Below are 25,528 nucleotides of genomic sequence, written 5' to 3' on the forward strand. Positions count from 1 at the left end.
CCGATCCGAAGCTGGACCGGTTACCCGGCCAAGGTTGCGTGACGGGCCACTAGCTCGGCCATGCGGTCGAGGACCACGTCGCGGCGCTCCAGCAGCAGCGCGCGGGCCGCGCGTCCCCGATCGGGAGAGGTCCGATTGGGATCCTGTACGGCACCGGCCAGCGTCGCCGCCTGCGCCAGGTCCAGCTTCGCCGCCGAGACGCCGAAGAACCGCCTGGCCGCCGCCTCCACCCCGTTCGCGCCCGCGCCGAAGTAGGCGATGTTGAGATACCTCTCCAGAATCTGGTCCTTGCTGTACTTGTCCTCGACGGCCATGGCCTGCCGCAGTTCCCGCAGCTTGCGCGCATAGGTGGCCTCGACGGCGGCGTTCTTCTCCTGCTCGGTCTCGGCCGAGTTGAGCAGCATCTGCTTGACGTACTGCTGGGTGATCGTCGAGCCGCCCTGGCCGAGGTCGCCGGAGGCGAGGTTGCCGAGCAGCGCGCGGGCGGTGCCCTCAAGGTCGATGGCACCGTGTTCGTAGAAGCGGTCGTCCTCGATGGCGACGATGGCGGCCCGCATCTCCTCGGCGATGCGATCCAGCGGCACGACCACGCGGTCCTCGGCGTAGAACTGGGCGATCCGGGTGCCCTCGGCGTCGTACACGGTGGTCTTCTGCGGCAGGGGCGGCTCGGCCAACTCCTCCGGTCGGAGGTCCAGCATCTCGGTCGCCGTGACGACGCTCGCCCCCGTGCCGCCCACGGCGGGTAGCACGAGCGCCGCGCTGATCACCCCGGCGGCGGTGGCGGCCACGCCGAGGCGGCCGATGCTGGACATGCGGGTATGAGGTTTCGAGCTGGACATGGCGGCCATGACAACACAGACGCCACAACACTGTCCAAGACTGATATGAACGGATTTTTCATATCAAAAGGGATATCTGGCCAGGCCGAAAGGGGCAGCACGTGCGGTATCCGCGCGTCAAGCACGGGCACCAACCGTTCCGCGTCACACCGGAGACGGTACGCATCGGCGGCGAGATCTATGGCCTGGCCGCCGAGATCCCCGACCCGGACGGGCTGGTCTGGCGGATCCTGCGGCTCATGGACGGCACCCGTACCGTCGAGCAGCTCACCACGGCCGCCGCCGCGCCGAGACCCCGGGTCGAGGCCGTGCTGAAGGCGCTGCTGTCCTCCCCGTACGTCGAGGACGCCGAGGCCCCGATCCCTGCCGAGCTGACCGGGCCGGAACTCCGGCGCTACTCGCGCAACCACGCCTACTTCCACTTCGTCGAACGCCGCCCCGGCCGCACCGGCTGGGACGCGCAACTCCGGCTCAGGGACTCCGCCGTCCTCGTGGTCGGCCTGGGCGGCACCGGCTCCCACGCCGCCTGGGCGCTGGCCGCCGCAGGGGTCGGACGACTGCACCTGGTGGACGCCGACCTGGTCGAGCCGAGCAACCTCACCCGGCAGGTCCTCTACGACGAGGCCGACGTCGGACGGCCGAAGGCCGAGGCGGCCCGTTCACGGCTGCGCGCCGTCAACGGCGCCGCCGAGATCACCGCAGAGCGCCGCCGGGTCGAGAGCCGGTCGGCGCTGGCCGCGCTGCTGACGGGCTTCGACGCGCTGGCACTGTGCGCCGACGAGCCGCGCGGCCCGGACGGCATCCGGGTGTGGGCCAGCCGCGCCTGCGCGCGGGCCGGGATCGCCTGGGCGGGCGGCGGCTACCACGGGCCACTGGTGACCGTCGGCGTCTTCGCACCCGGAGGGCCCTGCTACGAGTGCCTCCAGGCAGGTGAGGCGGCCAGGCGTCCACATGATCATCCGATCGATCTGGGCGGTGGCGGGGTCGTCGCCACCTCGGCCGGACTGTCGGGCCAGTTGCTCGCGCACGGTGTGATCAGCGTGCTGACCGGCGCCGGAGCAGGTCCGCCCGGCTATGTGACGGGGGTCAACCTGATTGCCCCCGACCACAATGTGCACGTCCGTCATCCGAAACGCACTGAATGCGGCTTTTGTGGTGAAAGTTACCTTGCCAGGTCATCGGATGGCTCTGAAGATGGGATTGGACACTAGTCTCTCCTTTTGCGAGGTAACCATGGAACACACCAAGCCCACGGTCACCCAGCGCCACGAGGACGACCCCGCCGAGGTGACCATCCGCCTGCTCGGCCAGGCGGAGACGACGAGCCTGAGCCAGGGGATCAGCAACTGACCCCGCCACGCGCCACCCGGCCCCGCCCACCGCCACGACGGGACGTCTCGGCCGTCCCACACCCGCGCGGCTCCCGCCGGGAGCCGCCCGGCGCGGGCGCCCGTCATCCGAGGCAGGACCGGACGGCCTTGATCAGGTCCGCCGCCCGGGGGTCGTCTGGGTTGAAGCTCCAGTGGTTCGTCACGTACCCGAAGCCGACACCCGCGTCGGGGTCGGCGAACCCGATCGCCCCTCCCGAGCCCGGGTGGCCGAACGAGCCCGGCCCGACCATCGGCATCGGCGGCGAGGACCGCATGAACCCGAGCGACATGTAGAAGGAACGGTCGGACGGGATGTCCAGCCCCGGGGGCAGCCCGTGCATGCGCGTGCGGTCGGTGTGGACCTCCGTCACCGTTTCGACGGTCGCCGGGTCGAGCAGCCGTACCCCGTCGACGTCGCTCACCGTGGCAGCGTACATCCGCGCCACCGAGTGCGCGTCCGCGATCATGTTCGCGCCCGGGAACTCCGCCGCGCGCCAGGCCCGCGTCAGCATGTACTCCCCGGCCATGTTGTCCAGGGCGCCGCCGAGTTCGCCGGCGCGGATCGCGATCGAGCCCGGACTGTACATGGCGGTGATCCAGGCGGTGACCGTGTCCGCGTCGAGCCCGGTGACCTTGACCATCCCGGCGAGCAGTTCCTCGACGCTGAACGGCGCGGCGTTGTGGAGCGTGGCCACCCGGCTCTCGTGCTGCTCGGGCAGCCCGATCCAGGCGCTCAGCCCGAGGGGGGCGGCCACCTCCTCGGCGAAGAACGTGCCGAGCGACCTGCCGGTGATGCGGCGCACGACCTCGCCGACCAGGAAGCCGTACGTCATGGCGTGGTAGACGTGCTCGGTGCCCGGCTCCCACAGCGGCTTCTGCGCCTCAAGCGCGCGGATCACCGGATGCCACGCACACGCCTCCTCGAACGTCAGCGGCCCGTCCAGGACCGGCAGACCGGCCTGGTGCGACAGCAGCCAGCGGACCTTGATCCGCTCCTTGCCGTTGGCGGCGAACTCCGGCCAGTACCTGGCCACCGGCGCGTCCAGATCCAGCTCGCCCCGCTGCACGAGCAGCGCGGCGCAGATCGCGGTGGCGCCCTTCGTCGTGGAGGCGACCTTGACGACCGTGTCCTCACGCCACGGCCGGTTCGTCTCGCGATCGGCCAGGCCGTCCCACAGGTTCACGACCGGACGGCCGCCCACGTAGACGCTGCACGCCGCGCCGACCTCGCCCGGATGCCCCTCGAAGTTCGAGCGGAACACGTCGGCGACCTTCCCCCAGCCGCTCTCGACAACCTGCTCGCCCACGGTGGCGTCGTGCCGCTGCTCGGGAGTCGTGTCTGCCATGTCGCAGTTCCTTCCTGGAGATCGGAAGCCCAGTGGTCTGAGCCGTGTCCACCGTCGCCGACGGCGCTGACATCGGGCCGTCGCGGTGCTGACACGACCCCTGACTCCGGAGGCGGGGAACCCAGGAGCAGCGGATGGGCCGCCGCAGCGGTGTCTCCGGGCGGATCCCGGCCGGTCGCAGGGGCACGGCGTAGTCAGTGGGTGGCTGGCCGGGGATGCGGATGCCGGCGGCGCGGAGTTCGGTCTCGACGAGCGCGACCCCCGGGCCACGGCCGACCCCTGCTCTTCGCCGTGGAGGGCGATCAGCCTGTACCGGGTCGCGGCCTCGGTGCGGGCGTTCCCCGGCTGCGGCAGGCCATGATCGACATGTTGCGCCTGCGCCCGCCGGCGGACCCGCCCGCCGATCATCGCGCGCACGAGGTGCTGGTCGAGGCCGTCGCGGCGCGGGACGGCGAGGCGGCCGCGCGCTTCAGCCGTACGCATCTGATGGCGTTGAAGGAGGGCCTCGGGTGACAGCCGCCGTCAGTCGATGACGGCGACCGCCTCGATCTCGACCAGGTGCTCCGGGACGTCGAGTGCCGCGACGCCGAGGAGCGTGGCGGGCGGCACCGGGGTGGTTCCGAGCCTGGCGCCCGCCCGCGCGATCCCCTCCAGGAGGGCGGGCATCCGGTCGGGGGTCCAGCCGACGACGTGGACGTTGAGTTTCGCCACGTCGTCGAAGGAGGCCCCGGCCCCGGCCAGGGCGGTGGCGAGGTTGAGGTAACACTGCTCGACCTGGGCGGCCAGGTCGCCCTCGCCGACCGTGACGCCGTCGGCGTCCCAGGCGACCTGCCCGGCGACGAAGACCAGCTTCGAGCCGGAGGCGATCGACACCTGCCGGTACGGCGCGACCTCCGGCAGTCCCGGAGGGTTCAGAAGGGTGATGGCCATGATTCTTCCTAACTCTCTTGTGGTTACTGAGAAACCATAGGAGAGTGTTCGCTGACATGGAAGAACGCACTTTCAGGTGACTGAGGAACCTCATGGTGACCAAGCAGGACGGCGACGCCGACGTGACCCGCGCCGACTCCCTGGCGCGGGAGATCTTCGCCGACGTCGCCAACAAGTGGGCGCTGCTGATCATCGAGTCCATCGGCGACGGCACGCTGCGCTTCAGCGAGGTGTGCGGCGCGGTCGAGGGCATCAGCCACAAGATGCTCACGCAGAACCTGCGCATGCTGGAGCGCAACGGCCTGGTGGTGCGGAGGGTGTATCCGACCGTGCCGCCACGGGTCGAATACACCCTCACCGAGTCCGGCCGGGCCCTGCGCGGGACCGTCGACGCCATGTGCGCCTGGACCCGGCGCTACCTCGGCCACATCGAAGCCGCCCGCCGCCGCTTCGACGGCTGAGCGGCCACCGCTCAGCTCCCGAGGATCACGGCCAGCGCCTCGGACAACTCGGCGGCAGGGTCGGCAGGCAGCCGTCCGGTGCGCCAGGCGACCTGGTCGTCGGGCCGGACCAGCAGCGCGCCCTCGGCGCCGATCCCGAGCGCGTCCGCGACGTCGTCGTCCACCGTGTGGGCGCGCAGCGGCACGCCGGGCGCCTCCGCCTCGTGCCACGCCTGCCCCTTCGGCCCGGTCAGCAGGGTGAACCCGGTACCGACGAGGTCGAGGGTGGACAGCCGGTCGCCACCGGTCCAGTGGTGGGGCAGCCGGTGGCCGGGGCGGGCGGTGGGACGGTAGACGGCGATCGGGTCCGCGCCGCCGGGCGGCGCGGTGCCGTCGGGCACGACCGCGCAGCCCGGCCGGTCGTAGGCGTACCCGAGCACCAGCCCGTCGCTCGGCCGCGCCGTCGGCCGGGGACCGTTGTCACCGTCACCGTCGTGACCGCCCACGAGCGCGGTGCTGTCGAGAGTGGCCAGCAGGCTGCGGCGGCTCTCGGCCACCGTGTCGGCGCCGACGGGGCGGCGCTCGGCCTCGTAGGAGTTGAGCAGCCCCGGCCCGGCCCAGCCGTGGTGAACGGCGGCGAGCTTCCAGGCGAGGTTGTCGGCGTCCTGGATGGCGCAGTTCATCCCGAATCCGCCGTAAGGCGTCATCGGGTGGACGGCGTCGCCCGCGAGGAAGACGCGTCCGTCGCGGTAGCGGTCGGCCAGGAGCGCGGCGGCGGTCCACTCCTGGGTGGCGACCACCTCGACCGCCAGGCCGGGGACGCCCGCCGCCCGCCGCACGATGTCGGCGGGCTCGCCCTGGCCGGGACGGGCGGGGTCGCGGACCAGGTTGAACAGCCAGCGCCGGGCGTTGTCCACCGTCATGAAGGTGCCGGTGAGCTCGGCGCTGGCGATGGTGTAGACGAGGCTGAGCCGGTCGGCCACGTGGGCGCGCAGGTCGGCCTCGAAGAGGATGTTGAGGTTGCGGGTGAGCGCGGTGTCCCCGCTCATGCCGATGCCGACGGCACGCCGGGTGAACCCGGCGGCGCCGTCCGCGCCGATGACGTGCGCGGCCCGCACGACGGAGGCGTGACCGTCGCGATCGGCCAGCCGTACGGTGACACCGTCGGCGTCCTGCGCCAGTTCGACCGCTTCGCAGCCGAAGCGCACCGTACCCGGGCCGAGCGATTCGGCGTGGGCGCGCAGCAGCGGTTCCAGCACGTCCTGGGAGCAGATCGCGGGCAGGGCGGGACTGAGCGGGGCGCGCTCGGCGTCCGGCGTGGTGCCGTTGCGGACGTGATCGGGCGCCGTGAGCGAGGAGCCGAAGAAGAAGTGCGAGCCTTCGGTGCGCGGCACGCCCGCCGCCGCCACGCGTTCGGCCAGGCCGTAGCGGCGCAGCACCTCCATGGTCCTGAGGCTGAGCGCGCGGCCCTTCGGGAAGGTCGAGCTGGCCGGGTGCCGCTCGACCAGCAGCGACGGCACTCCGAAGCGGGAAAGGGCGATCGAGGCGATCAGGCCGGTGGGGCCGCCGCCGATGATCAGAACGGGGATGTCCAAGGAGTTCTCCACGAAAACGGTCAGGAAAGGGCGTCGAGGATGGCGTCGGCGTTGGTCCGGTACATGCCGATGAGGTCGTGGTCGGCGGCCGGGAAGTTGTCGATCACCACGCGCTTGGCGCGCAGGTCGGCCAGCGCGGCTCCGCCCGGCATGGCGGAGTTGTCGAGGATGAGGGTGGGCTTCATGGCAGCCAGGTCGGCGAGCTGGGCGGCCGTCGGCGGTTGCGGGCCGTACACACCGGAGGGCCGGACCCCGGTCAGGTCGGCGGCCCAGGCCACGAACGCCTGGGCGACGATCACGGGGGACTTTCCGGACAGCTTCCGCTTCAGCGCCGCGTACTCGGCGTCGAACGCCGCCGTCCAGGTCTTGGCCGCCGCACCGGTGCCGAAGACGTCGCCGAGCTTGGCGACCTCGGCCTTGACCCGGTCGGGCGAGTTGTCGAGCTTGACCTCGATCACCTTGGCGTCCGAGCCCGCGGCTTCCTTCAGCCGACCGGCGAAGCCGCCGAAGTCGGCGTGGAGCACGACGTCCGCGGCGGCGACCGCGGCGAGGTCGGACGGCTTGGGGTCGTAGTCGGGCGCGTGGTGCACGCCGGGCGGGACGATCACGGTGATGTCGGTCGCCCCGGCCGCCTTGGCGAAGGCGGCCTCCCACGTCGAGGCGGCCACCACCTGCAGCCCGTCCAGCCCGTCCTTCCGGTCGGCGCTCTGGGCGGCGCACGCGGTCAGCGCCAGGAGCACGGCGGCCGCAGGGATGATCTGCTTCATCGCTTGACGCCTTTCAGGTGGAGGAGAAGGGTGCAGATCCCGCCGACCAGGACGAGAGCCGGGCCCGGCGGGAGGTCGAGCAGCAGGGCGAGCACGAATCCGCCCACGTTGAACAGCAGCCCGAAGGCGACCGACCAGCCGATCATCGACGGCAGCGAGCGGCCGACCCGGCGCGCGGCCAGCGCGGGCAGCAGGGTCAGGGCGTCCACCAGCAGCGCGCCGGTCAGCCGGACGGCGGAGGCGATCGCCAGCGCGATCACCACCAGCAGCACCAGCGTGAGCCGGTCCACCGCGACGCCCGAGCACATCGCCAGCTCACGGTCGTGCAGCAGCAGCTTCAGGTCGCGGCGCCGCCAGGCGTACAGCAGCGGCACGGCGACGGCGAGCACGCCGAGCGCGGCCACGTCCGACGGCCGGGTGGCCAGGATCGAGCCCCACAGCAGTTCGAAGGCGCTGTTGGCGTTGACGCCCGAGACCGACAGCACCAGCAGCGCGGCGGCGATGGCGAGCGTCATGAGCAGCCCCATCGCGCCGGACAACCCGGTGCTGCTGCGGGCCAACGGGGTGAGCGCGCCGCCGGTCAGCGCGCACAGGAGCAGGGCGCACAGCAGCGGGTCGAGGCCGATCAGCAGTCCGACGGCGATGCCGAGCAGGGCGACGTGCATCATCGCGAAGCGAACCGGCATGATGTCGAGGCCCACGATGAACACGCCGACGATGGGCAGCCCGATCGAGCCCAGCAGCAGCGCGGCGAAGGCCAACTGCACCGACGGCAGCGCGAGGATCTCGCTCATCGGACCTCCCGCAGCCGGCCTGCCGCCATCTCGGCCACCCGGTCGCAGGCGGCGGCCACCACCCGGTCGTGGGTGACGACGACGACCGCCACCGGAAGTGCGGCGAGGACGGCGGCGATCTGCTCCTGCCCGGCGAAGTCGAGGGCGGCCGTGGGCTCGTCGGCCATCAGCAGCCGGGCGCCCGCCGCGACCTGTCCGAGGGCGCGGGCCAGGTAGGCGCGCTGGAGCTGCCCTCCGGACAGGGTGTCCACCGGGCGGTCCAGTAGATCGCCGAGGCCGAGATCGGCGGCCGCCCGCCTGGCGTGCGCGCCGTCCCGGCCGCTGTCGAGGAGTTCGCCGACCATCAGCGGGAAACGCCCGGACGCCTGGCGCTGGGGGATCCAGGCCACCTCGGCGCGGCGACGGCGCCAGTCGGCGGGGGTGCGGGCCTGCTCGCCGTACACTTCGATGCCGCCGGTGGTGTCGCGGTGCAGGCCGAGGACCGCGCGCAGCAGGGTGCTCTTGCCCGAGCCGTTCGTGCCGGTGACGGCCAGGTGCTCACCGGGCGACAGGTCCAGTTCGACGCCGGCGACGGCGAGCAGCCCGCCGTGCCGGCAGTCCACGCCGGACAGTCTCAACGCCGTCACCTGGGACACCCTTGTGAAGGGGAACAGAACATGGGGTCTCCATGGGAAGGGGCCCGGCCGACGTGCGGCGCGACCGGGTACGCGGAGCCGGCGCGCGGCCGGGCCGCACGCCGGATGACCTCAGGGCGCCGGACGCGGACGCGTCAGACGGCGCAGGCGAGGACGGGCGGACCCCTGCGGTGGACGACCTTTGTGAACACCGGCGAATGCCACAGACCGGTCCCCTCACACGGGACGGCCTGCCACAGCCGGGCCCCGACCTCCGCCGGAACCCACGCGATCAGCAGGAGCAGGCGCGGGGGCGCGACCGCCCACAGGCTCAGCGCGGTCCACACAGCGCTCTCGCCCCGGTGCAGCCACCAGCCGCTGAGCAGCCCGAGCATCAGGTGGACCAGGGTCATGCCCGCGGTGGGGTGGCAGTGGTCGGCCTCGGTCGCGGCCGGCGGGGCGACCTGGGCGAACATCTGGTGGAGGACGAGCTGGACGGCCATCGTCGCGGCCAGCAGGCTCTCCCGCGACCGTTCGCGGCCGTTGACCGCCAGCGCGAGCGCGAACGGCACCGCCAGCCCGAGGAGCAGCGCGGGCAGCGCGATGGCGCCGCCCCCGGCGAACAGGTGCGCACCGGCCGAGACGATGACGCACACCACCGAGAAGGCGATGGCGCGGATCACTCGGAGGACCGGGGACACAAGCCACATTCTGCCAGCAGGCGCCGCGCCATCACCACCACACCGACGTCATGCGACTCGATGGCGCGCTCACTGTGCGCGCCAGGAGGCCGGCCACGCCGTCGGACGCACCCCAGGCCGCGCGTGACCAGTGTCGGCGGCCTGTCCGGCGCAGCCGCCCACCGACCTGTCTGACCTGACCCGTGACCTGAGTCATGGGTCAGGGCGGAATTCAGGGGCGGCCACGCATCGTCAGCCCTCGCGACCTGCGGTGATGTCGCTTCTCTGGTACGCAGAGGTCGTTCACATCCTCCTTCAGGATGATCTTGAACTCATCATCACAGATGATCTTGGCGTGTTCGGCGAGCTATACGGTTTGTCGCAACGCGATGATCATTTACGGGGTGATCATCCCAATCTCCATCGGAGGACCAGTGAGTCTTCTCAAGAGGCTGACAGTCGGAGCGGTCGCCGCCGCGGCGACCGCGAGCCTGTTCACGATTTCGGGGACGCCCGCCTACGCGGACACGCGATGTGGCGCGAGCGGCAAGATTCTCATCAACGACGGCGAAGGCGGCGAGGCGCCGAGCCGGCAGTGGGGCCATGAGCACACGACGGGCTCGCACTACATCAAGAAGACCGAGAACTTCGCCCACTACAAGCGGTACCACTGGTGGGCCGACAACGACAACCCGCTCCTGCCCGGTCGCGACAAGGCGGACACGCTCCACGGCAAGAAGGACTGCCCTCTTTCGTCCATTCCGTGATCGGAAACCCCAGGCCCGCCGTCAGCGGCGGGCCCGGGGGCCTGCCGAAGCTGCTCGGCGGCCTGATGCTGGCCGGTCTGCTGGCCACGGGATGCACGACGAGCACGGCCGCCGTCGAGCAGACACCGACTCCGGACGGAAGCCGGATGGTGAAATTTCTCGACATCCCCAACGGCTCGTGCATCAACACCGAGCAGATCCCCGGGCGCGACGGCATGGTTCCGCTCGTGGACTGCAAGGGGCCGCACATGTACAAGACGTACGCGGCCACGGACCTGCCCTCGAACATCCGTGACGGCCCCTTTCCGGGGTACGAGACGGTGAGCAGGTTCGCGGGAGAGTTCTGCGACAAGGAATACCTGAAGATCCACAACGGTCCATCGGGCAAGGGCGGCAGACCGCCCCAGTTCATCATGGCGCCGTTCGAATCCGTCCAATGGCGACCCGAGCAGATGCGCGTCATCTGCGCGGAAGACCTCGTCAGCAGCGGGTAAACGATGGGGCGAGGAGATCCTCCTCGCCCCATCGGCATGTGAGGGGCGCGTTGAACGGGGCCGCGCGCGGTGGTATGCAAGTCCGTATGACGGCAGGCTCGGCGAGGGGCCGGGCGGCCGGGTGCGCGCCGCCGGTCGTCGCCCGGCGCCGCAACGGGTGAACCCGTTCGCCCGGCTCGCCGCCTCCCCGTCCCACCGGCTGGCGAAGGCCGAGTACGACCGGGAGGTCGAGCACGCGCTCATGACCGGCCGGGCGCCGATCTGGAAGCTGGAGCGGGCCCAGTCCTTCCTCGAACCGGACGTGGCGAGCTGGCGGGCCATGCGGGCGGGCGACTGGCGGCTGGCGCTGAGCCTGATCGACGACATGCGCGACGGCCTGGCCGAGTTGTACGAGCGGATTCCGCCGGTCCACCGCGTGCGGGTCGTGGAGCGGCCGCTGACGCCGTACGTGTGCTGGGAGATGCACGTGCTGTGCGCCCGCGAGGCGGCGGGCGAGCACGTGCGCGTGGTGCCCGCCGACCGGGTCCGCCACCTGGATCCGCTGCCCGAGGTGCTGATTCTCTCGGCCCGGCGCCTCTACGTGATCGGCTACGACGAGTGCGGCGCCCATCTCGGCGGCTGCCGGCACACCGATCCCACCCTGGTGCGCGCGTGCGAGCGAGCCGTTTCCGAGCTGTTCGCGTGCGGTGAGCCGCTGGGTGAGTGGTTCGCGCGGGAGCTTTGACGCACTAACTCCGTAGCTCGTACAGTATATTGGGTACAGAGTTTCAGGGAGGTGCGTCATCGGAATCGTCGAACGCATGTGGGGCCGGGAGCCGGGCGCTCGGCGGGGGCCGCGCCCGGGGCTGAGCCTCGGTCTCGTCACCGAGGCCGCCATAGCCATCGCCGACGCGAAAGGGCTGGCCGGGCTGCGCATGAGCGACGTCGCCGCCCGCCTCGGGGTGTCGACCATGGCGCTGTACGGGTACGTGGCCACCAAGGAGGAACTGCTCACCGCCATGGTGGACGCCGCCGTTCCCGACCCGCCGGAACCCGGAACGGCCCACTGGCGCGACTACCTCACCGACTGGACCCGCGCCCACCGCGACCATCTGGCCGGCAGGCCGTGGCTGCTGGACATCTCGCCGCTCACCCCGCCCGCCGGGCCGCGCGGACTGGCCTGGCTGGATCGCGCGCTGACCGTCCTCATGCGCTCGGGCCTGGCCGCCGACGAGGCCGTCAACGTCGCCACCACCCTGTCGGCGTACGCCACCAGCACCGCCGCGCTGCTGCGCGGCCTCCAGGGGTCGGTCGAGGACGAGGCGGCCCCCGGCGTCGCCGGGTACACCGCGACGCTCGACCGCTTCGTCGACGCAGAGAACTACCCGGGGCTCAGCGAGGCCCTGCGCTCCGAGGCGTTCGGTCAAGGCGACGACTGGGTCGAGGACGCCGACTTCGCCTTCGGCCTGAACCTTCTCTTCGACGGCGTCGAAGTGCTCATTTCCCGACGGAAGGAACAACCATGATCGAGATCATGCCCGCCGCCCGACTCGGCGAGGGCTACCGCAGAGCCGTCACCGAGGTCTTCATCGACGGCTTCGGCACCGACCTGGCCTACTTCTCCGACGATCCCGGCAAACTCGTCGACGCGCTGGCGCACATGCTGGTGCTGGACGTCTTCCATGTCGGCCTGATCGACGGGCAGCCCGCGAGCATCGTCGCCCTCACCGACGGGGGGCAGCTCTCGGTCAGGCACGACGGCGCCGTCCTGCGCAAGCACCTCGGTCTCATCAAGGGCACAATCGCCGACGTGATGTTCAAGAAGGAGTTCCAGAAGGCATTCGTCCCGCCCCGGCCGCGCATGGCCTCGCTCGAGTTCGTCTCGACCGCGCACCGGTTCCGGGGCAGGGGTGCGGCCAGCGCCGTACTGCGTCACCTGCTCGCGCTGCCGCAGTACGACGAGTACGTCCTGGAGGACATCTCCGACATCAACGCCCCCGCTCTGCACCTGTACAAGAAACTCGGTTTCACCGAGTACAAGCGGAAGAAGGTCAACCACACCAAGCGGACCGGCATCAACTTCTACGTCTCCATGCACCTGTCGCAGGTCTGACCGCACCGGGCCGAGTGGCTTGACTTTCACATCGATGTCAACGCCTAGCGTGGGGCCACGACATCGAGGGAAGGACGACCGCATGTCCGCATCCACACTCACCCGCATCGTGCGGGGTGAGGGCCCGGGACTGCTCCTGGCACACGGCGCCGGGGGAGGCGCGCTGCCCAACTACGGAACCGTCCTGGACGGCCTGGCCCGCCACCACCGGGTGGTCGCGCCCGACTACCCGGGCAGCGGCAGCACCCCGCGCGCCACCGCGCCGCTGAGCCTGGACGCCCTGGCCGACGAACTGGTCGCCACCGCCGTCGAGGAAGGTCTCGAACGCTTCGCGATGGCCGGGTACTCCCTGGGCGTGCCGACCGCCATCCGCGCCGCCGTCCGTCATCCGGACCGGGTGACGGCGCTGGTCCTCACGGCGGGCTTCGCCCGTCTGAACCCCCGCATGCTGCTGGCCCTGCGGGTGTGGCGGGACCTGCTGGGCGACCCCGACCGGCTGGCCGCCTTCATGGCGCTGATCGCCGTGGGCGCGCCCACGCTCGACGCCATGGGTCAGGACGAACTGGACCGGGCGCTGGCGGAGTCGGCCGCCGGCGTCCCGCCGGGAACGGCCGACCACATCGACCTGGCCGAGGGGATCGACGTGCGGGCCGACCTCACCCGGATCGAGGTGCCGACCCTGGTCGTCTCCACCGTGTACGACGTCCTGGCCACACCCGCGCACCACCGTGAGGTCGCGGCGGGCATCCCCGGCGCGCGGCTGGCCGAACTCCCCACGGGGCACCTGCCGTTCGCCGAGGCGCCCGCCGAGTGGCTGGCGCTGATGAGGGACTTCCTCGCCGCGCTCTAGAGCAGTTTGTCCAGGGTGATGGGCAGGTCGCGGACCCGTCTGCCGGTGGCGTGGTAGACGGCGTTGGCGACGGCGGCGGCCACCCCGGTGATGCTCACCTCGCCCGCGCCGAGCAGTCCGAGCGGCATCGTCGGGTCGGGGTCGTCGAGGAAGTGCACGTCGATCGGGGGAACGTCGGCGTGTACGGGGATGTGGTACTCGGCCAGGCCGGGGTTGACGATCCGGCCGTGGCGCGGGTCCACGAGCGTCTCCTCCGACAGCGCCATGCCCATCCCCATCACGATGCCGCCGCGCATCTGGCTTGTGGCGGTCTTGAGGTTGGCCACCCGGCCGATGTCGAAGGCGCCGAGCCAGCGCGCCAGCCGGATCTCCCCGGTGTCGGCGTCGACGCGTACCTCGCAGAACTGTGCCCCGGAGGCGGCCCGGACCCAACGCCGCTGGTCGCGGATGAAGCGGGTCATGAACTTGAGCTTGCTCCCCAGGCCGTCCGAGCCGATCGAGACCTCGACGTGGCTGCGTCCGGCCCTGGACAGGATGCTCGCGTAGCTCTCGCCCTGGTCGGGGTGTCCGACCAGGTAGAGGCCGCCGTCGCGGGCCTCGACCGCGTCCGCCCGGCTGCCGCGCAACGGCGAGCCGGACCGGCGGGCGAGGGCGAGCAGCGAGGTCTTGATCTTGGCGCACGCCTCCAGCAGGCTGGCCGCCACGCTCGCGGTCTGCATCGATCCGCCCGCCATCGGCCCGGTCGGCAGGTCGGTGTCGCCGTAGTCGACCCGGACGGCCTCGAACGGCACCCCGAGCGCGTCGGCGGCGATCTGCGCCTGGACGGTGGCGCCGCCCATGCCCATCTCGTGGAAGCCGCAGCGGACGATCACGGTGCCGTCGGCGGCCAGGCGGACGGTGAGGTTGGCCGCCAGCATCATGATGGGGTGGTAGGCGGCGGCGACGCCGTACCCGACCAGCCACCTGCCCTCCCGCATGGAGCCCGGCTGGGGGGTGCGCGCCGACCAGCCGAAGCGCTCGGCGCCGAGGGCGAACGCCTCGCGCAGCCGCCGGTGCGAGAACGGGGTGCCGCTGAGCGGGTCGCGGTCGGTGTCGTTGCGCAGCCGCACGTCGATGGGGTCGAGGCCGAGTTCCGCGGCCAGTTCGTCGACGGCCGACTCCAGGGCGAAGGTGCCGATGGCCTCGCCGGGCGCGCGCATGGGCGCGTTGGGCAGCAGGTCCATCTCGACCACGTGCTGCTTGAGCAGGATGTTCGGCGCGGCGTACAGGTGACCGGAGGCGTTCGTGACCGCCTCGGGGAAGCCGCCCACCGCGCTCGTCCTGGTCACGCTGGTGTGGATGATCGCGGCCAGGGCGCCGCCGGGCTCCGCGCCGAGCGCGACCCGCTGCGTCGAGCGGGTGCGCCCGCCGACCGTGCGGTAGACGGCCTCGCGGGTCAGCGACAGGCGGACCGGCCTGCCCGCGGCGCGGGCGGCCAGGACGGCGAGGATGGTGCCCGCCCAGACGTTGCCCTTGCCGCCGAACCCGCCGCCCACGAACGGCGCCACCAGCCGGATGGCGTCCTCTGGCAGGTCCAGCCGCTTGGCCAGGTGCCTGCGCATGAAGGGCAGGCTCTGGCTGGACTCGTAGACGGTCAGCTTGTCGCCGTCCCAGGCGGCGATGGTGGCGTGCGGTTCGAGCGCGTTGTGGCTGAGCTCGGGGGTGGTGTAGCGCTGGTCGACCGTGACCGGCGCCTGCGCCAGCGCGGCCTCCGCGTCGCCTTTGGCGCCGCCGCCGCCCATCATCGGGTTGCTCTTCTGCGGCTTTGCCGAACTCTCCGCTGCGGCGAAGTCCACGGTGGCGGGCAGTTCCTCGTAGGTGAGGCCGACCAGGCGGGCCGCGTGGCGGGCGCTCTCGTACGTCTCGGCCACGACGACCGCGACCGGCTGGCCGTTCCAGTGCACCTGGTCGGTGTTGAGATAGTTGACGGCCGTGCCGGAGACGATGGTGCTGAGGTCGAGCACGCTGAACTTGGGCGCCGGGCGCAGGGTGGGCGCGTTCAGATGGGTGAGTACGGTGATCACCCCGGTCACGGCCTCCGCCTGGGCGGTGTCGATCGCGGTGATGCGGGCGCGGCCGACCTCGGCGTGCACGAGAGAGGCGTGCGCGAGCCCGGGGAAGGGGAACTCGGCGGCGAAGGTGGCCGAGCCGGTCGTCTTCGCCGGCCCGTCCACCCGGTCGATCGGGCGGCCCACGTGGGGGGCGGTCGTGGTGGGTACCAGGGTCTCGGTCATCGGGCGCCCCCGTCGGCGAGGAGCCGGCCCAGCGTCGCGACGACGGTGCGCCGGGCCAGGTCGATCTTGAAACTGTTGTGGGGCAGCGGGGTCGCTTCGGCCAGTTCGGCCTCCGCCGCCCGCTGGAACGCCTCCGCCGTGGCCTCCTCGCCCTTCAGAGCGCTCTCGGCGCGTACGGCCCGCCACGGTTTGGCGGCCACGCCGCCGAGAGCCAGCCGTACGTCGGCGACCCTGCCGTCGCGGACGTCCAGGGCGGCGGCGACGGACACCAGCGCGAACGCGTAGGAGGACCGGTCGCGGACCTTGCGGTAGCGGGAGCGGGCCAGCATCGGCGCGGCGGGCAGTTCGACGGCGGTGATCAGCTCGTCGGGCGCCAGCGCCGTCTCCACGTGCGGGGTGGCGCCGGGCAGCAGGTGCAGCTCGCCGAGCGGGACGCGGCGGGTGCCCCGTACGCTCTCGACCTCGACGACGGCGTCGCAGGCGGCGAGCGCGACGCACAGGTCGGAGGGGTGGGTGGCGACGCAGCCGCCGGCCTCCGCGCCGAAGACGGCGTGGTTGCGGTTGAACCCGCCGGTGGCGTCGCAGCCGGTGCCGGGGTCGCGTTTGGAGCAGGCGGCGGCGGTGTCGTAGAAGTACAGGCAGCGGGTGCGCTGCAGGAGGTTGCCGCCGACGGTCGCCATGTTGCGCAGTTGCGGCGAGGCGCCCGACAGCAGCGCCTGCGACACCATCGGGTAGCGGGATCTGATCAGCGGGTGGGCGGCCAGGCCGGAGTTGCGGACCAGTGCCCCCACGCGCAGCCCGCCGTCGGGCAGTTCCTCGACCTCGGTCAGGGGCAGCCGGGTGATGTCGATGAGGGTGGCGGGCTCCTCGATGCCTGCGCGCATCAGGTCCACGAGGTTGGTGCCGCCGCCGAGAAAGCGCGCGCCCGGCTCGTCGGCGACGGCCTGTACGGCACCGGCCACGTCGGCGGCGCGCACGTATGCGAACGGTCTCACCCGGCGACCTCCTCGATGGCGGCGACGATGCCGTTGTAGGCGCCGCAGCGGCACAGGTTGCCGCTCATCCGCTCCTTGATCTCGGCGGCGGTCAGCCCGGCGGAGCCGTTCTCCGTGACGGCGCTCGGCATCCCGGCGCGGTGCTCGGCCAGCATGGCGATGGCCGAGCAGATCTGGCCGGGTGTGCAGTAGCCGCACTGGAAGCCGTCGTGTTCGACGAAAGCCCGCTGGAGGGGGTGTTCGACCCCTTCGATGGTGGTGATCTCGCGGCCGTCGTACTGGACGGCGAGAGCCAGGCAGGCGTTGATGCGCTCGCCGTCGGCGATGACCGTGCAGGCGCCGCAGGCGCCCTGGTCGCAGCCCTTCTTGGTACCGGTCAGGCCCAGCCGGTCGCGGAGTGCGTCGAGCAGGCTGACCCACGGTTCCACGTCGAGGGGTCGATCTGTGCCATTGACCCGTATTTGCACCTTCATGGGGAGACGTTAACAGAACGCTGTTGCGTTAACCAGGGGATCGTATGCTTGCCCGGAGATGACACCACCGGCCTTCCACCGGGCCCGGCGCCCGGAGCACAAGCAGCAGCGCCGCGAGGCGATCCTGGCCGCAGCCCGTACGCTCGCGGTCCGGTCCGGCGTGCGCGCGGTCACCCTCGGCGACGTCGCACGGACCGTCGGGCTGGCCAAGTCCAACGTCGTGCGCTACTTCGGCACCCGCGAGGCCATCTACCTGGAGCTGGCCGGGGAGGAGTGGCAGGGGTGGACGCACGCGGCCGCCGCGCGGATCGGCGGCGGCACGGACGTCGCCACCGCGCTCGCCGAGACCCTTGAGGCCCGGCCGCTGCTGTGCGACCTGCTCGGCCACATCACCACCACGCTGGAGCACAACGCCTCCGTCGCGGCCGCCCGCACGTTCAAGCAGGCCATGCACGCCTCCTACGACGAACTCGGCGAGCGGATCGTCGCGGCCCGTCCCGAGCTGACGCCGCAGGAGGCGGCCGAGCTGATCCTGGTCGCCAGCGTGATGGGCCACACGCTGTACGCCATCGGCCGGCCGCCGGCCACCATGCTCGCGCTGTACGCGATGGAGCCCGAACTCGCCGCCGCCTCCTGCTTCCCGTTCGTCCCCACACTGCGCCGCCTGCTCGACGCCCTGGCCGACGGGCTGCCGCGCAGACGCGCCACCGGGCCGGAGTAGCGGCTACCCGGACTGCCCGCGCTGAGCCGAGCCGCCGCTACGGTCGTGGCATGACGATCGTGAAGTCCTTGGTGCTGTTCGCGCTGGCGGCGCTGGCCGAGATCGGGGGAGCGTGGCTGATCTGGCAGGGGGTTCGCGAGCAGCGCGGCCTGGCCTGGATCGGCGCGGGGGTGGTCGCCCTGGGGCTGTACGGCTTCGTGGCGACGCTGCAGCCCGACGCCCATTTCGGGCGCATTCTCGCCGCCTACGGCGGGGTGTTCGTGGCGGGGTCGCTGCTGTGGGGGGTGGTCGTCGACGGCTTCCGCCCGGACCGCTGGGACGTCGCGGGCGCGCTGGTCTGCCTGGCGGGCGTACTGATCATCATGTACGCCCCTCGGGGTTAGGCTCCGAGGACGGCGACCGCCTCGACCTCGACGAGCTGGTCGTCGTAGCCGAGCACGCTGACCCCGAGCAGGGTGCTGGGCACGTCGTGCCCGTCCATGTACTCCCGGTAGACCTGCCAGGCCGTGACCAGGTCCTCCTGGCGGTCGGAGGCGACGTACACCGTGGTCTTCGCCACGTCGGTGAGCTTGGCGCCCGCGCCCTCCAGCGCGGTGACGAGGTTGCGCATCACCTGGTGGGCCTGCTCGGCGTAGTCGCCGGGTGCCACGGTGTTGCCGTCGAGGTCAAGGGGGCAGGCACCGGCCACCCAGAGGGAGCGGACGGGGGCGTCGACGGTCGAGGCGTAGGCGTACTCGACGGCCTGGGTGAGGTCATGGTTACGGATCAGACGAACGGTTTCGGTCATGCTCGGGATGTTAGCGACCCGGCCGTTTTGATCGCGTGTCATTTTCCGGGCCCCCGTTCCGACCTCCGGGTGTCGAAGGACACGACGCGGAGAGGACCGAGGATGAAGTATCTGCTGCTCGTCTACAGTGACCCCGCCCTGCCCGCAGAACTGCTCAGGGAACTGGCGGCGGGCGGGGAGCTCGTCTCGGGCGCCGCCCTCGCCGACCCGGTCCACACCAGGCTGGTGCGCGCCGGGGCAGCCCGCAGATCGTCGGCGCACGCGGGGGAGCCGCCCTCGGGCTACCTGGTGATCGACTGCGACGGCCCGGAGCGGGCGGCGGAGATCGCCTCGCGGATCCCCGGCGCCGTCGAGCTCCGGCCGATCATGAAGGAGTCCGGGCAGGAGATGTGAGGTCACGGCGGGCTGTCGAGCCTCGGCGGGTAACCGCGCACCGGCCGGGGCGACAGCCAGGGCTCGTGCACCAGCGGCGCGGGCACGCCGGCCAGTTCCGGGACGTACCTGCGCACGTACTCGCCGTCGGGGTCGAAGCGCTTGGCCTGCCGGATCGGGTTGAACGCGCGGTTGCGCCGGGTGTCGTTGCCGGTGCCCGCGACCCACTGCCAGTTGCCGCAGTTGTCGGCCACGTCGCCGTCCAGGAGCAGCTCGAAGAAGTGGCGGGCACCCGTGCGCCAGTCCACGCCGAGCTGTTTCACCAGGTACGACGCGGTGATCAGCCGGGCCCGGTTGTGCATCCAGCCCTCGGCGAGGAGCTGGCGCATGCCCGCGTCCACGATCGGCACCCCCGTCATGCCCTCGGCCCACGCCGAGGCCGCGTAGGCGTCCTCGCGCCAGTGCCCGCGATGGGGCCGGTAGTCGCTGCGGCCGATGCCGGGGAAGGCGTGGGTCACCTGGTGGTGGAAGTCGCGCCAGCACAGCTGCCGGACGAACTCCTCCTCGCCGCACCCGGCCAGCTCCAGTGGTGAAACGCAGCCGAAGCGCAGGTAGGGGCTGAGTTTGGAGGTACGGTCACCCGCCAGGTCGTCGCGGCCCTCGGCATAACCGGCCAGGTGGTCGCGCAGCCACGTCCGCATGCGGGCACGCCCCTGCGTCTCTCCACCGGCCAGGGCACCCCAGCGCGGCGCGTCCGGTATGTCCCCGGCCGGTTGGCCGTCCGGGACCTCGACCCGGGTCGGTGCCCGCTCGGGATCCCGTCGCGGTGCCACCGACCAGGCGCGCCAGTACGGGGTGAACACCCGGTAGTGGTCGCCGCCGCCCGAGGGCAGCAGCTCGCCGGGCGGGATCACGGTGACGCCCGGGAACAGGCGGACCTCGATCGGCTGCGCCGCCAGCCGCCGCTGCCTGCGCTGGGCGAGCGCGCTGACATCCGCGCTGGTGAACACCGCCTCGGCGGCGCTCTCGCGGGCCAGCCGCATTGTCTCGTGCACGGTGTCGCCGTGCCGTACGAACAGTTCGCCGCCTCTGGCGCGCAGCGAGCCGCGCAGGTCGGCGAGGCACTCCGACAGGAAGCCCGCGCGGCGCCCGGCCGGTACGGCCGGATCGAGAACGAACAGGGGCACCACCAGTCGGGCGCGGGCGCACGCGGCGGCCAGCGCGGGGTGGTCGGCGACCCGCAGGTCCCGGTTGAACAGCACGATCACGGTATCCATCACCTGGGTGTTCGTGCCGAGGGCGGCCGGGGGTTGCATGCGGTCAGGCGGGAACGTGGTTGCGCAGCCGCAGCGCCTCCGGGTAGGGGCGGAAGTAGCTCTGCTCCTCCAGGTAGGCGGCGCCCTCGCCGCGCGCGTGGTGGCGCAGCAGCGTGACCGGGACGCTCAGCGGCAGCAGGCCGTCCCGGTAGGAGCCGATGACCGCGAGCAGGTCGTCGCGCCTGGCCCGGTCGAGGGCCAGCATGCCGAGGCAGTGGTGCAGGACGTTGACGTGCCTGCCGGGGCTGGTCCTGCGGGCCAGCGCCCTGCGGAACACCTCGGCGTAGGCGGCGGCGGGGCGCTCGTCGGCGCGGGCGGCGATGCGGCCCGCCTCGCGGTAGAGCTCGGGGTCGTGGGCGAGAAGCTGCATCTTGTGGCGGGCGTGGAAGGCCACCAGGTCGCGGGGCCGCCAGTCGCCGGACAGCAGTTCGCGCAGCCGCGCGTGGGCGAAGACGCGCTCCACGAATGCCTCGCGCAACGGCGTGTCGCGCAGGCGGCCCTCGTCCTCGACGGGCAGCAGCGGGTGCGCGCGTATGACGGTGTCGGCGAACAGGCCCCGGTTGCGGCGGTTGAGCGCCGGGCCCTGCGCACGGTAGAGGGGTACGCCATGGATGCCGCAGGTGGGGCTCTTGGCCTTGAAGACGTAGCCGTCGACGTCGAGGGCGGCGGCGCGGGCGCTCGCGAGCGTGCTCATACGGCCGGTCAGGTCGGCGCGGGTGGTCCTGGTCATCAGGCGGGGGCCGGTGGGCGAGTCCTCCAGGCGGAGGGTCTCGCGCGGGGTGCCGAGGCCGATCTCCATCTCCGGGCAGATCAGTACCCAGTCGACGTACGGGTCGAGCGCCCCCGAGAGGAAGCGGTCGCGGCTGTGGCCGCCGTTGAACCGTACGGGCTCGCCGAGCAGGCAGCTTGAGGCGGCGATCCGGGGCCGGGTCACGCGGTGGCCAGCAAGTCGTGGAGGCGGTGCAGCCCCCGGGCGGTACGGGCCTTGACGGTGCCGAGCGGGACGCGCAGGCGGGCGGCGATCTCGCGCTGGGTGAGATCGGCGAAGTAGGCCAGTGCGATGGCCTCGCGCTGCGCGGGCGGGAGCGCGGCCATGGCCCGCCTGAGCCGGTCGCGGTCGGCGTGGGAGTCACGGTCGTCGCCCGCCGGTTCCGCGACCCATTCCAGCGGGATCGTGGGCGGACGGCGGGCGCGCAGGTGGTCCACGGCCCTGCGGTGGGCGATGGCCAGCAGCCACGCGGCCAGGTCGCGGCCGGGGTCGAAGCGGTGCCGCGAGCGCCACGCCTCGGCGAAGACGACCTGGGCGACGTCGTCGAGGTCCTGCGGCGGAACCAGCCGGCGCAGGTAGGAGCGGACCAGGGCCGCGTGTGTGCGGTAGCAGTCGGCGATGACGTCCATGGGTCCCCTTCCCCCTTCCCTCAGAACCCTGCCAGCCGGTACGGCCCGCCACCACCAAGACCGCGAAGATTCCCCGTGTCGCCGGGTTCAGCCGAACCGCACTCCGGTCAGTTTCTCCGACACCTCCCACAGCCTGCGCCCGATCTCGGTGGCGGTGGCGGTGGGGGCCAGGCGCACCCGGGTCGGCGCGCCGCGTAGTTCGCCCCTGCCGTCCGGGCCGAAGAACTGGCCGCTCGCGGCGTCCGGCGCGGTCGCGGCGTACAACTGCGGGAGCGCGCCCTGATCGGCCGCCTGCGCGAGCGGGGACAGGATCCGGCCGAACAACAGGCTCACCAGGCCGACCGGACCGCCCGTCTGCAGGCTGGTCGAGGTGTAGCCGGGGTGGGCGAGCAGGCTGCGCACCGGGCTGCCCGCCTGTGCCAGCCTCCGGTGGAGTTCCCAGCCGAAGACGGCGTTGGCGAGCTTGGACTGGTTGTAGAAGCCCATGGGCGAGTACTTGCGTTCGCCGGACAGGTCGTCGAAGAAGATCCGCGCCCGGCGGTGGTTGGTGGAGCTCACGGTGACCACGCGGGGGTCTGCGCCTCCGGCCAGCAGGTCGAGCAGCAGGCCGGTGAGGGCGAAGTGGCCGAGGTGGTTGGCCGCGAACTGGATCTCGTGGCCCTGCGCGCTGAGCGTGCGGGGCGGCGCCATGACTCCGGCGTTGTTGACCAGGACGTCCAGCCGCGCGTGGTCGCGGCGCAGCCCGTCGGCGAAGGCGCGCACGGACTCCAGGTCGGCCAGGTCGAGCGGGCGGGTCTCCAGGCGGGACTCCGGTAGCCCTGCGGTGAGGTCCGCCATGGCCCGCCGGCCTCTGGCCTCGTCGCGCACGGCGAGGATCACGTGCCCGCCCTTGCGGGCGACGGCCCGTGTGGTCGCCAGTCCGAGGCCGCTGTTGGCTCCGGTGACGACGAACGTCCGCTCGGACTGGTCGGGGATCTGGGTGGCCGACCACGACTGCCGCTTTCTCATGCGGCACACGTTGCCCCCAATGACACTCTGTGTCAAGTCGCGCCTGTGTGCCATGAACGGCATGGAGCGTACGATGATGGGGTGACGACCGACGCGGAGACGAGCCTGGCCCAGCGCAAGCGGCGGCTCGTCTCGGACGAGCTGACCGGATCCGCGCTGCAGTTGCTGGCGCTGAAGGGGTTCGACGCGGTCACGGTCGACGAGATCGTCGCCGCCGCGGGCGTGTCCAGGCGGACGTTCTTCCGCTACTTCGCCTCGAAGGAGGACGTGGTCGTCCAGTTCCTGGCCGAGATGGGCGCCGGGATGCGCGCGGAACTGGCGGCCCGGCCCCCGGCCGAGCCGCCGTCGGCGGCGCTGCGCCACACGGTCTGGGCCTGCGTCAACGCCTGCGCGGGCGACGCCGATCGCACACTGCGCGTGGTGCGGCTGATCCTCGGCACGCCCGCCCTGCTCGCCCGGTTCCTGGAGCGGCAGGCGCACTGGCGCGACGAACTGGCGGCGGAGACCGCCCTGCGCCTGGGCCGCGACCCGGTGACCGACCTGTATCCGCAGCTCGCGGCCGGGATGGCGCTGTCGGCGTTCAACACCGTGCTGGCGCGGTGGAGCGACAGCGACGGAGCGGAGGACCCGGCCGACCTCATCGACCGGGCCTTCGTGGTCATCGCGCCCGCACTGGACACCGCCGCCTGAGGGTCAGAGCGTCACCGGCAGCGTGGCCAGCCGCCAGGTGCCGGGGTCGGGGACCCGGGTCGCGCCGTCGCCCGCCGTCGCGAGAGCGGGGTGTCTGCGCAGCAGCGCGGTCAGCGCCACCTCGATCTCCACCCGGGCCAGCGACGCGCCCAGGCAGAAGTGCGGCCCATGGGCGAAGCCGAGGTGCGCGGCCTCACCTGGCGACCTGGTCAGGTCGAGCCGTTCGGGGTCGGTGTACACGCGCGGGTCACGGTTGACGGCGGCGATGGCGGCGGTGACGGCCTCGCCCGCGCGGATCCGCACGCCCTCGAACTCCACGTCCTCGGTGGCGAACCGGGGGAAGGTGAGCAACTGCGGCCCGGCCCAGCGGATCAGCTCCTCGACGGCCCAGGCCATGCGCTCGGGCTCGGCCCGCAGGAGCGCGAGCTGGTCGGGGTGGCGCAGCAGGACCTCGACGGCGTTGGCGAGCTGGGTGGTGACGGGGGCCTGCCCGGCGAGGGCGAGCTGCCATACGAACGTGACCAGTTCGGTGTCGTCCAGGCGGTCGCCGTCGGCCTCCTGCGCCCTGATCAGGTCGGAGATGAGGTTCTCGCCGGGTTCCGCGCGATGGTGGGCGACGGCGGCCTCGGCGCCGGCCATGACGCGGGGGATCGCCTCGATGAACTCCTGGCCGTGCCCGGCCTGGATGGCGGCGCCGTACCTGCGCCAGTCGGCGCGGTCGGCCTCGGGGATGCCGACCAGGTCGCAGATCACGTCGGCCGGGATCGGGCGGGCGAAGTGCTCCTGAAGGTCCACGACGCCGTCCACGGCGTGGCCGGGCAGCTCGTCCAGGATCCTCTCGACGATGGCCTCGATCCGCGTCCGGAGCCCGTGCATGCGCCGGGCCGTGAACGCCGGTGAGACCAGCCTGCGCAGGCGGGTGTGCTCGGCGCCCTCCAAGGTGCCGAGCGAGCGCAGGTACTTGCGGCAGGGGTCGGGGATGGGCAGGTCGAGAAAGGTGTTGGGGCCCATCGCGAAGCGGGGGTCGCTCAGCATCGCGCGCGCGGCGGAGTGGCGGGTCATCGCCCACATGACGCCGAATCCGGGGGCCACCAGCCGGGCGACGGGCCCCTGCTCGCGCGCCCGGCCGTAGACGGTGGCGGGATCGCGCACCACCTCGGGGTCGGCGAGGTCGATCTCCGGGATCATCCGGCCTCCATTCAGATGTTTCCATCATTCAGATGATGCTGTCATTTGAATGGTGACGCTATCGTGGTGCCCGACGCGCGGCAACCGAGGAGGACCATGGCCCGGCTCAGCAGGGCGGAGCTGCAGGAGCGCACCCGCGCCCGGGTGCTGTCGGCGGCCAGGGACGAGTTCGCCGAGCGCGGCTTCCGCGAGGCCAGGATCGACTCCATCGCCGAACGCGCCGACCTCACCCGCGGCGCCGTCTACTCCAACTTCCCCGGCAAACGCGCCCTCTATTTCGCCGTGCTCGCCGAGGCCATCCCCGAGGCCATCCCCGAGGACACGGGGCAGCGAGGGGAGGCCCCGTCGGCGGCCGAGGCGCTACGCGCCTTCGCCAGGGCGTGGCTGGCCCGGCTGCCCCTGTCCGCAGAGGAGGCGCCCGGACGGCTCGGCGCCGACCTGCTCGCCGAGGTGCAGTCGGACGAACTGACCCGGGTGCCGTACACCGAACTGATGCGTCTGGACGCGCTCCTGCTCGGCCTCGCGCTCGAACGCCTGGAACCCGGTCGACGCCGGGTCGGTTTGGCGGGCGCCGCGCTCACCCTGCTCCAAGGAGCGCGGCAACTCGCCGCCGCCGCGCCCGGATTCGTCGATCCGTTCCACACCGCCGCCGCCGTCGCCCACCTGGCCGGCCTCGAACTCGACGAGGACCGGCCCCCGCCGCACCTGGCGTGGGCCCCGCAGGCGGGG

The 25,528-nt window shown here is 72.2% G+C and carries 31 protein-coding genes; 14 read left to right on the plus strand and 17 right to left on the minus strand.

Annotation, left to right across the window (positions count from 1 at the left end):
• Positions 1-20 precede the first annotated feature (20 nt).
• The gene (locus ABD120_RS07145; RefSeq protein WP_343948913.1) at positions 21-812 is read right to left on the minus strand and encodes a transglycosylase domain-containing protein; all 792 of its coding nucleotides are present in this window, start codon (positions 810-812) and stop codon (positions 21-23) included.
• Positions 813-940: 128 nt separating this feature from the next.
• Between ABD120_RS07145 and ABD120_RS07150 the strand changes: the two genes are divergently transcribed.
• Positions 941-2,050 (plus strand): HesA/MoeB/ThiF family protein, encoded by a 1,110-nt coding sequence (locus tag ABD120_RS07150; protein ID WP_343948914.1) that lies wholly within the window; start codon positions 941-943, stop codon positions 2,048-2,050.
• Between the two features lie 242 nt (positions 2,051-2,292).
• Here the strand turns inward: ABD120_RS07150 and ABD120_RS07155 are convergent, their stop codons facing one another.
• Complete coding sequence (locus tag ABD120_RS07155) at positions 2,293-3,555, minus strand: serine hydrolase domain-containing protein (RefSeq protein WP_343948915.1); 1,263 nt, start codon at positions 3,553-3,555, stop codon at positions 2,293-2,295.
• A gap of 291 nt (positions 3,556-3,846) precedes the next feature.
• On the opposite strand from ABD120_RS07155, the gene ABD120_RS07160 reads away from it, so the two are divergent.
• The gene (locus tag ABD120_RS07160; protein WP_343948916.1) at positions 3,847-4,068 is read left to right on the plus strand and encodes an FCD domain-containing protein; all 222 of its coding nucleotides are present in this window, start codon (positions 3,847-3,849) and stop codon (positions 4,066-4,068) included.
• A 9-nt stretch (positions 4,069-4,077) separates the two neighbouring features.
• On the opposite strand, the gene ABD120_RS07165 is transcribed toward ABD120_RS07160, so the two are convergent.
• Positions 4,078-4,485 (minus strand): RidA family protein, encoded by a 408-nt coding sequence (locus tag ABD120_RS07165; protein WP_343948917.1) that lies wholly within the window; start codon positions 4,483-4,485, stop codon positions 4,078-4,080.
• 92 nt (positions 4,486-4,577) lie between these two features.
• On the opposite strand from ABD120_RS07165, the gene ABD120_RS07170 reads away from it, so the two are divergent.
• Positions 4,578-4,946 (plus strand): winged helix-turn-helix transcriptional regulator, encoded by a 369-nt coding sequence (locus ABD120_RS07170; protein ID WP_343948918.1) that lies wholly within the window; start codon positions 4,578-4,580, stop codon positions 4,944-4,946.
• A gap of 11 nt (positions 4,947-4,957) precedes the next feature.
• On the opposite strand, the gene ABD120_RS07175 is transcribed toward ABD120_RS07170, so the two are convergent.
• The 5 genes from ABD120_RS07175 to ABD120_RS07195 form a co-directional block, all read right to left on the minus strand.
• Complete coding sequence (locus tag ABD120_RS07175; protein WP_343948919.1) at positions 4,958-6,520, minus strand: FAD-dependent monooxygenase; 1,563 nt, start codon at positions 6,518-6,520, stop codon at positions 4,958-4,960.
• Between the two features lie 20 nt (positions 6,521-6,540).
• A complete protein-coding gene (locus ABD120_RS07180) occupies positions 6,541-7,287 on the minus strand; it encodes a metal ABC transporter solute-binding protein, Zn/Mn family (RefSeq protein WP_343948920.1) in 747 nt (248 codons plus the stop codon).
• Positions 7,284-8,081, minus strand: a complete 798-nt coding sequence (locus tag ABD120_RS07185; protein ID WP_343948921.1) for a metal ABC transporter permease — start codon at positions 8,079-8,081, stop codon at positions 7,284-7,286. Before ABD120_RS07185 ends, ABD120_RS07180 begins: the two co-directional genes overlap by 4 nt.
• The gene (locus ABD120_RS07190) at positions 8,078-8,707 is read right to left on the minus strand and encodes a metal ABC transporter ATP-binding protein (protein WP_343948922.1); all 630 of its coding nucleotides are present in this window, start codon (positions 8,705-8,707) and stop codon (positions 8,078-8,080) included. The genes ABD120_RS07185 and ABD120_RS07190 overlap by 4 nt, the downstream gene beginning before the upstream one ends.
• 143 nt (positions 8,708-8,850) lie before the next feature.
• On the minus strand, positions 8,851-9,396 hold the full coding sequence (locus tag ABD120_RS07195) for a hypothetical protein (protein ID WP_343948923.1): 546 nt from the start codon (positions 9,394-9,396) through the stop codon (positions 8,851-8,853).
• A gap of 413 nt (positions 9,397-9,809) precedes the next feature.
• Between ABD120_RS07195 and ABD120_RS07200 the strand changes: the two genes are divergently transcribed.
• The 6 genes from ABD120_RS07200 (at position 9,810) to ABD120_RS07225 (ending at position 13,578) form a co-directional block, all read left to right on the plus strand.
• Positions 9,810-10,142, plus strand: coding sequence for a hypothetical protein (locus tag ABD120_RS07200; protein ID WP_343948924.1), 333 nt, complete (start codon positions 9,810-9,812; stop codon positions 10,140-10,142).
• Positions 10,139-10,636: a hypothetical protein gene (locus ABD120_RS07205; protein ID WP_343948925.1), complete on the plus strand. Its 498-nt coding sequence runs from the start codon at positions 10,139-10,141 to the stop codon at positions 10,634-10,636. Before ABD120_RS07200 ends, ABD120_RS07205 begins: the two co-directional genes overlap by 4 nt.
• A gap of 157 nt (positions 10,637-10,793) precedes the next feature.
• Positions 10,794-11,360 (plus strand): DUF6879 family protein, encoded by a 567-nt coding sequence (locus ABD120_RS07210; RefSeq protein WP_343948926.1) that lies wholly within the window; start codon positions 10,794-10,796, stop codon positions 11,358-11,360.
• A 76-nt stretch (positions 11,361-11,436) separates the two neighbouring features.
• On the plus strand, positions 11,437-12,141 hold the full coding sequence (locus ABD120_RS07215) for a TetR/AcrR family transcriptional regulator (RefSeq protein ID WP_343948927.1): 705 nt from the start codon (positions 11,437-11,439) through the stop codon (positions 12,139-12,141).
• Complete coding sequence (locus ABD120_RS07220) at positions 12,138-12,728, plus strand: GNAT family N-acetyltransferase (RefSeq protein ID WP_343948928.1); 591 nt, start codon at positions 12,138-12,140, stop codon at positions 12,726-12,728. The genes ABD120_RS07215 and ABD120_RS07220 overlap by 4 nt, the downstream gene beginning before the upstream one ends.
• 82 nt (positions 12,729-12,810) lie before the next feature.
• The gene (locus tag ABD120_RS07225; RefSeq protein WP_343948929.1) at positions 12,811-13,578 is read left to right on the plus strand and encodes an alpha/beta fold hydrolase; all 768 of its coding nucleotides are present in this window, start codon (positions 12,811-12,813) and stop codon (positions 13,576-13,578) included.
• Here the strand turns inward: ABD120_RS07225 and ABD120_RS07230 are convergent.
• Genes ABD120_RS07230 through ABD120_RS07240 form a run of 3 tightly spaced genes read right to left on the minus strand, consistent with a single transcriptional unit; the run spans position 13,575 to position 17,319 of the window.
• Positions 13,575-15,851, minus strand: coding sequence for a xanthine dehydrogenase family protein molybdopterin-binding subunit (locus tag ABD120_RS07230; protein ID WP_343948930.1), 2,277 nt, complete (start codon positions 15,849-15,851; stop codon positions 13,575-13,577). The two genes, ABD120_RS07225 and ABD120_RS07230, sit on opposite strands and share 4 nt — an antisense overlap.
• On the minus strand, positions 15,848-16,846 hold the full coding sequence (locus tag ABD120_RS07235; protein WP_343948931.1) for an FAD binding domain-containing protein: 999 nt from the start codon (positions 16,844-16,846) through the stop codon (positions 15,848-15,850). The genes ABD120_RS07230 and ABD120_RS07235 overlap by 4 nt, the downstream gene beginning before the upstream one ends.
• On the minus strand, positions 16,843-17,319 hold the full coding sequence (locus tag ABD120_RS07240; protein ID WP_343948932.1) for a 2Fe-2S iron-sulfur cluster-binding protein: 477 nt from the start codon (positions 17,317-17,319) through the stop codon (positions 16,843-16,845). The genes ABD120_RS07235 and ABD120_RS07240 overlap by 4 nt, the downstream gene beginning before the upstream one ends.
• Positions 17,320-17,377: 58 nt before the next feature.
• On the opposite strand from ABD120_RS07240, the gene ABD120_RS07245 reads away from it, so the two are divergent.
• Together ABD120_RS07245 and ABD120_RS07250 are read left to right on the plus strand one after the other, a co-directional pair.
• Positions 17,378-18,040 carry a TetR/AcrR family transcriptional regulator gene (locus ABD120_RS07245; protein WP_343948933.1) on the plus strand — a complete coding sequence of 221 codons (663 nt, stop codon included), beginning with the start codon at positions 17,378-17,380 and terminating at the stop codon, positions 18,038-18,040.
• 50 nt (positions 18,041-18,090) lie between these two features.
• Complete coding sequence (locus tag ABD120_RS07250; protein WP_343948934.1) at positions 18,091-18,423, plus strand: YnfA family protein; 333 nt, start codon at positions 18,091-18,093, stop codon at positions 18,421-18,423.
• Here ABD120_RS07250 and ABD120_RS07255 read toward each other — a convergent pair.
• Positions 18,420-18,827 (minus strand): RidA family protein, encoded by a 408-nt coding sequence (locus tag ABD120_RS07255; RefSeq protein WP_343948935.1) that lies wholly within the window; start codon positions 18,825-18,827, stop codon positions 18,420-18,422. The two genes, ABD120_RS07250 and ABD120_RS07255, sit on opposite strands and share 4 nt — an antisense overlap.
• Before the next feature lie 102 nt (positions 18,828-18,929).
• Between ABD120_RS07255 and ABD120_RS07260 the strand changes: the two genes are divergently transcribed.
• Positions 18,930-19,220, plus strand: coding sequence for a YciI family protein (locus ABD120_RS07260; protein ID WP_343948936.1), 291 nt, complete (start codon positions 18,930-18,932; stop codon positions 19,218-19,220).
• A gap of 2 nt (positions 19,221-19,222) precedes the next feature.
• Here the strand turns inward: ABD120_RS07260 and ABD120_RS07265 are convergent, their stop codons facing one another.
• The 4 genes from ABD120_RS07265 to ABD120_RS07280 all read right to left on the minus strand — a co-directional run bounded on the left by ABD120_RS07265 (position 19,223) and on the right by ABD120_RS07280 (position 22,921).
• Positions 19,223-20,476 carry a cryptochrome/photolyase family protein gene (locus tag ABD120_RS07265; protein WP_425563944.1) on the minus strand — a complete coding sequence of 418 codons (1,254 nt, stop codon included), beginning with the start codon at positions 20,474-20,476 and terminating at the stop codon, positions 19,223-19,225.
• Positions 20,477-20,519: 43 nt separating this feature from the next.
• On the minus strand, positions 20,520-21,449 hold the full coding sequence (locus ABD120_RS07270) for a YbgA family protein (RefSeq protein WP_343948938.1): 930 nt from the start codon (positions 21,447-21,449) through the stop codon (positions 20,520-20,522).
• Positions 21,446-21,913 (minus strand): RNA polymerase sigma factor, encoded by a 468-nt coding sequence (locus ABD120_RS07275; RefSeq protein WP_343948940.1) that lies wholly within the window; start codon positions 21,911-21,913, stop codon positions 21,446-21,448. Before ABD120_RS07275 ends, ABD120_RS07270 begins: the two co-directional genes overlap by 4 nt.
• Before the next feature lie 87 nt (positions 21,914-22,000).
• Positions 22,001-22,921: an oxidoreductase gene (locus ABD120_RS07280; RefSeq protein WP_343948941.1), complete on the minus strand. Its 921-nt coding sequence runs from the start codon at positions 22,919-22,921 to the stop codon at positions 22,001-22,003.
• An 81-nt stretch (positions 22,922-23,002) separates the two neighbouring features.
• Between ABD120_RS07280 and ABD120_RS07285 the strand changes: the two genes are divergently transcribed.
• Positions 23,003-23,611: an acyl-CoA-like ligand-binding transcription factor gene (locus ABD120_RS07285; protein ID WP_343948942.1), complete on the plus strand. Its 609-nt coding sequence runs from the start codon at positions 23,003-23,005 to the stop codon at positions 23,609-23,611.
• A 3-nt stretch (positions 23,612-23,614) separates the two neighbouring features.
• On the opposite strand, the gene ABD120_RS07290 is transcribed toward ABD120_RS07285, so the two are convergent.
• Positions 23,615-24,799 (minus strand): cytochrome P450 family protein, encoded by a 1,185-nt coding sequence (locus ABD120_RS07290; RefSeq protein WP_343948943.1) that lies wholly within the window; start codon positions 24,797-24,799, stop codon positions 23,615-23,617.
• Between the two features lie 96 nt (positions 24,800-24,895).
• Between ABD120_RS07290 and ABD120_RS07295 the strand changes: the two genes are divergently transcribed.
• On the plus strand, positions 24,896-25,528 hold a 633-nt coding region (locus ABD120_RS07295), incomplete at its 3' end, for a TetR/AcrR family transcriptional regulator (RefSeq protein ID WP_343948944.1).

Origin of the sequence: Nonomuraea longicatena (genome assembly GCF_039525605.1) — a bacterium.
In the GTDB taxonomy this organism is placed as follows: Bacteria; Actinomycetota; Actinomycetes; order Streptosporangiales; family Streptosporangiaceae; genus Nonomuraea; species Nonomuraea longicatena.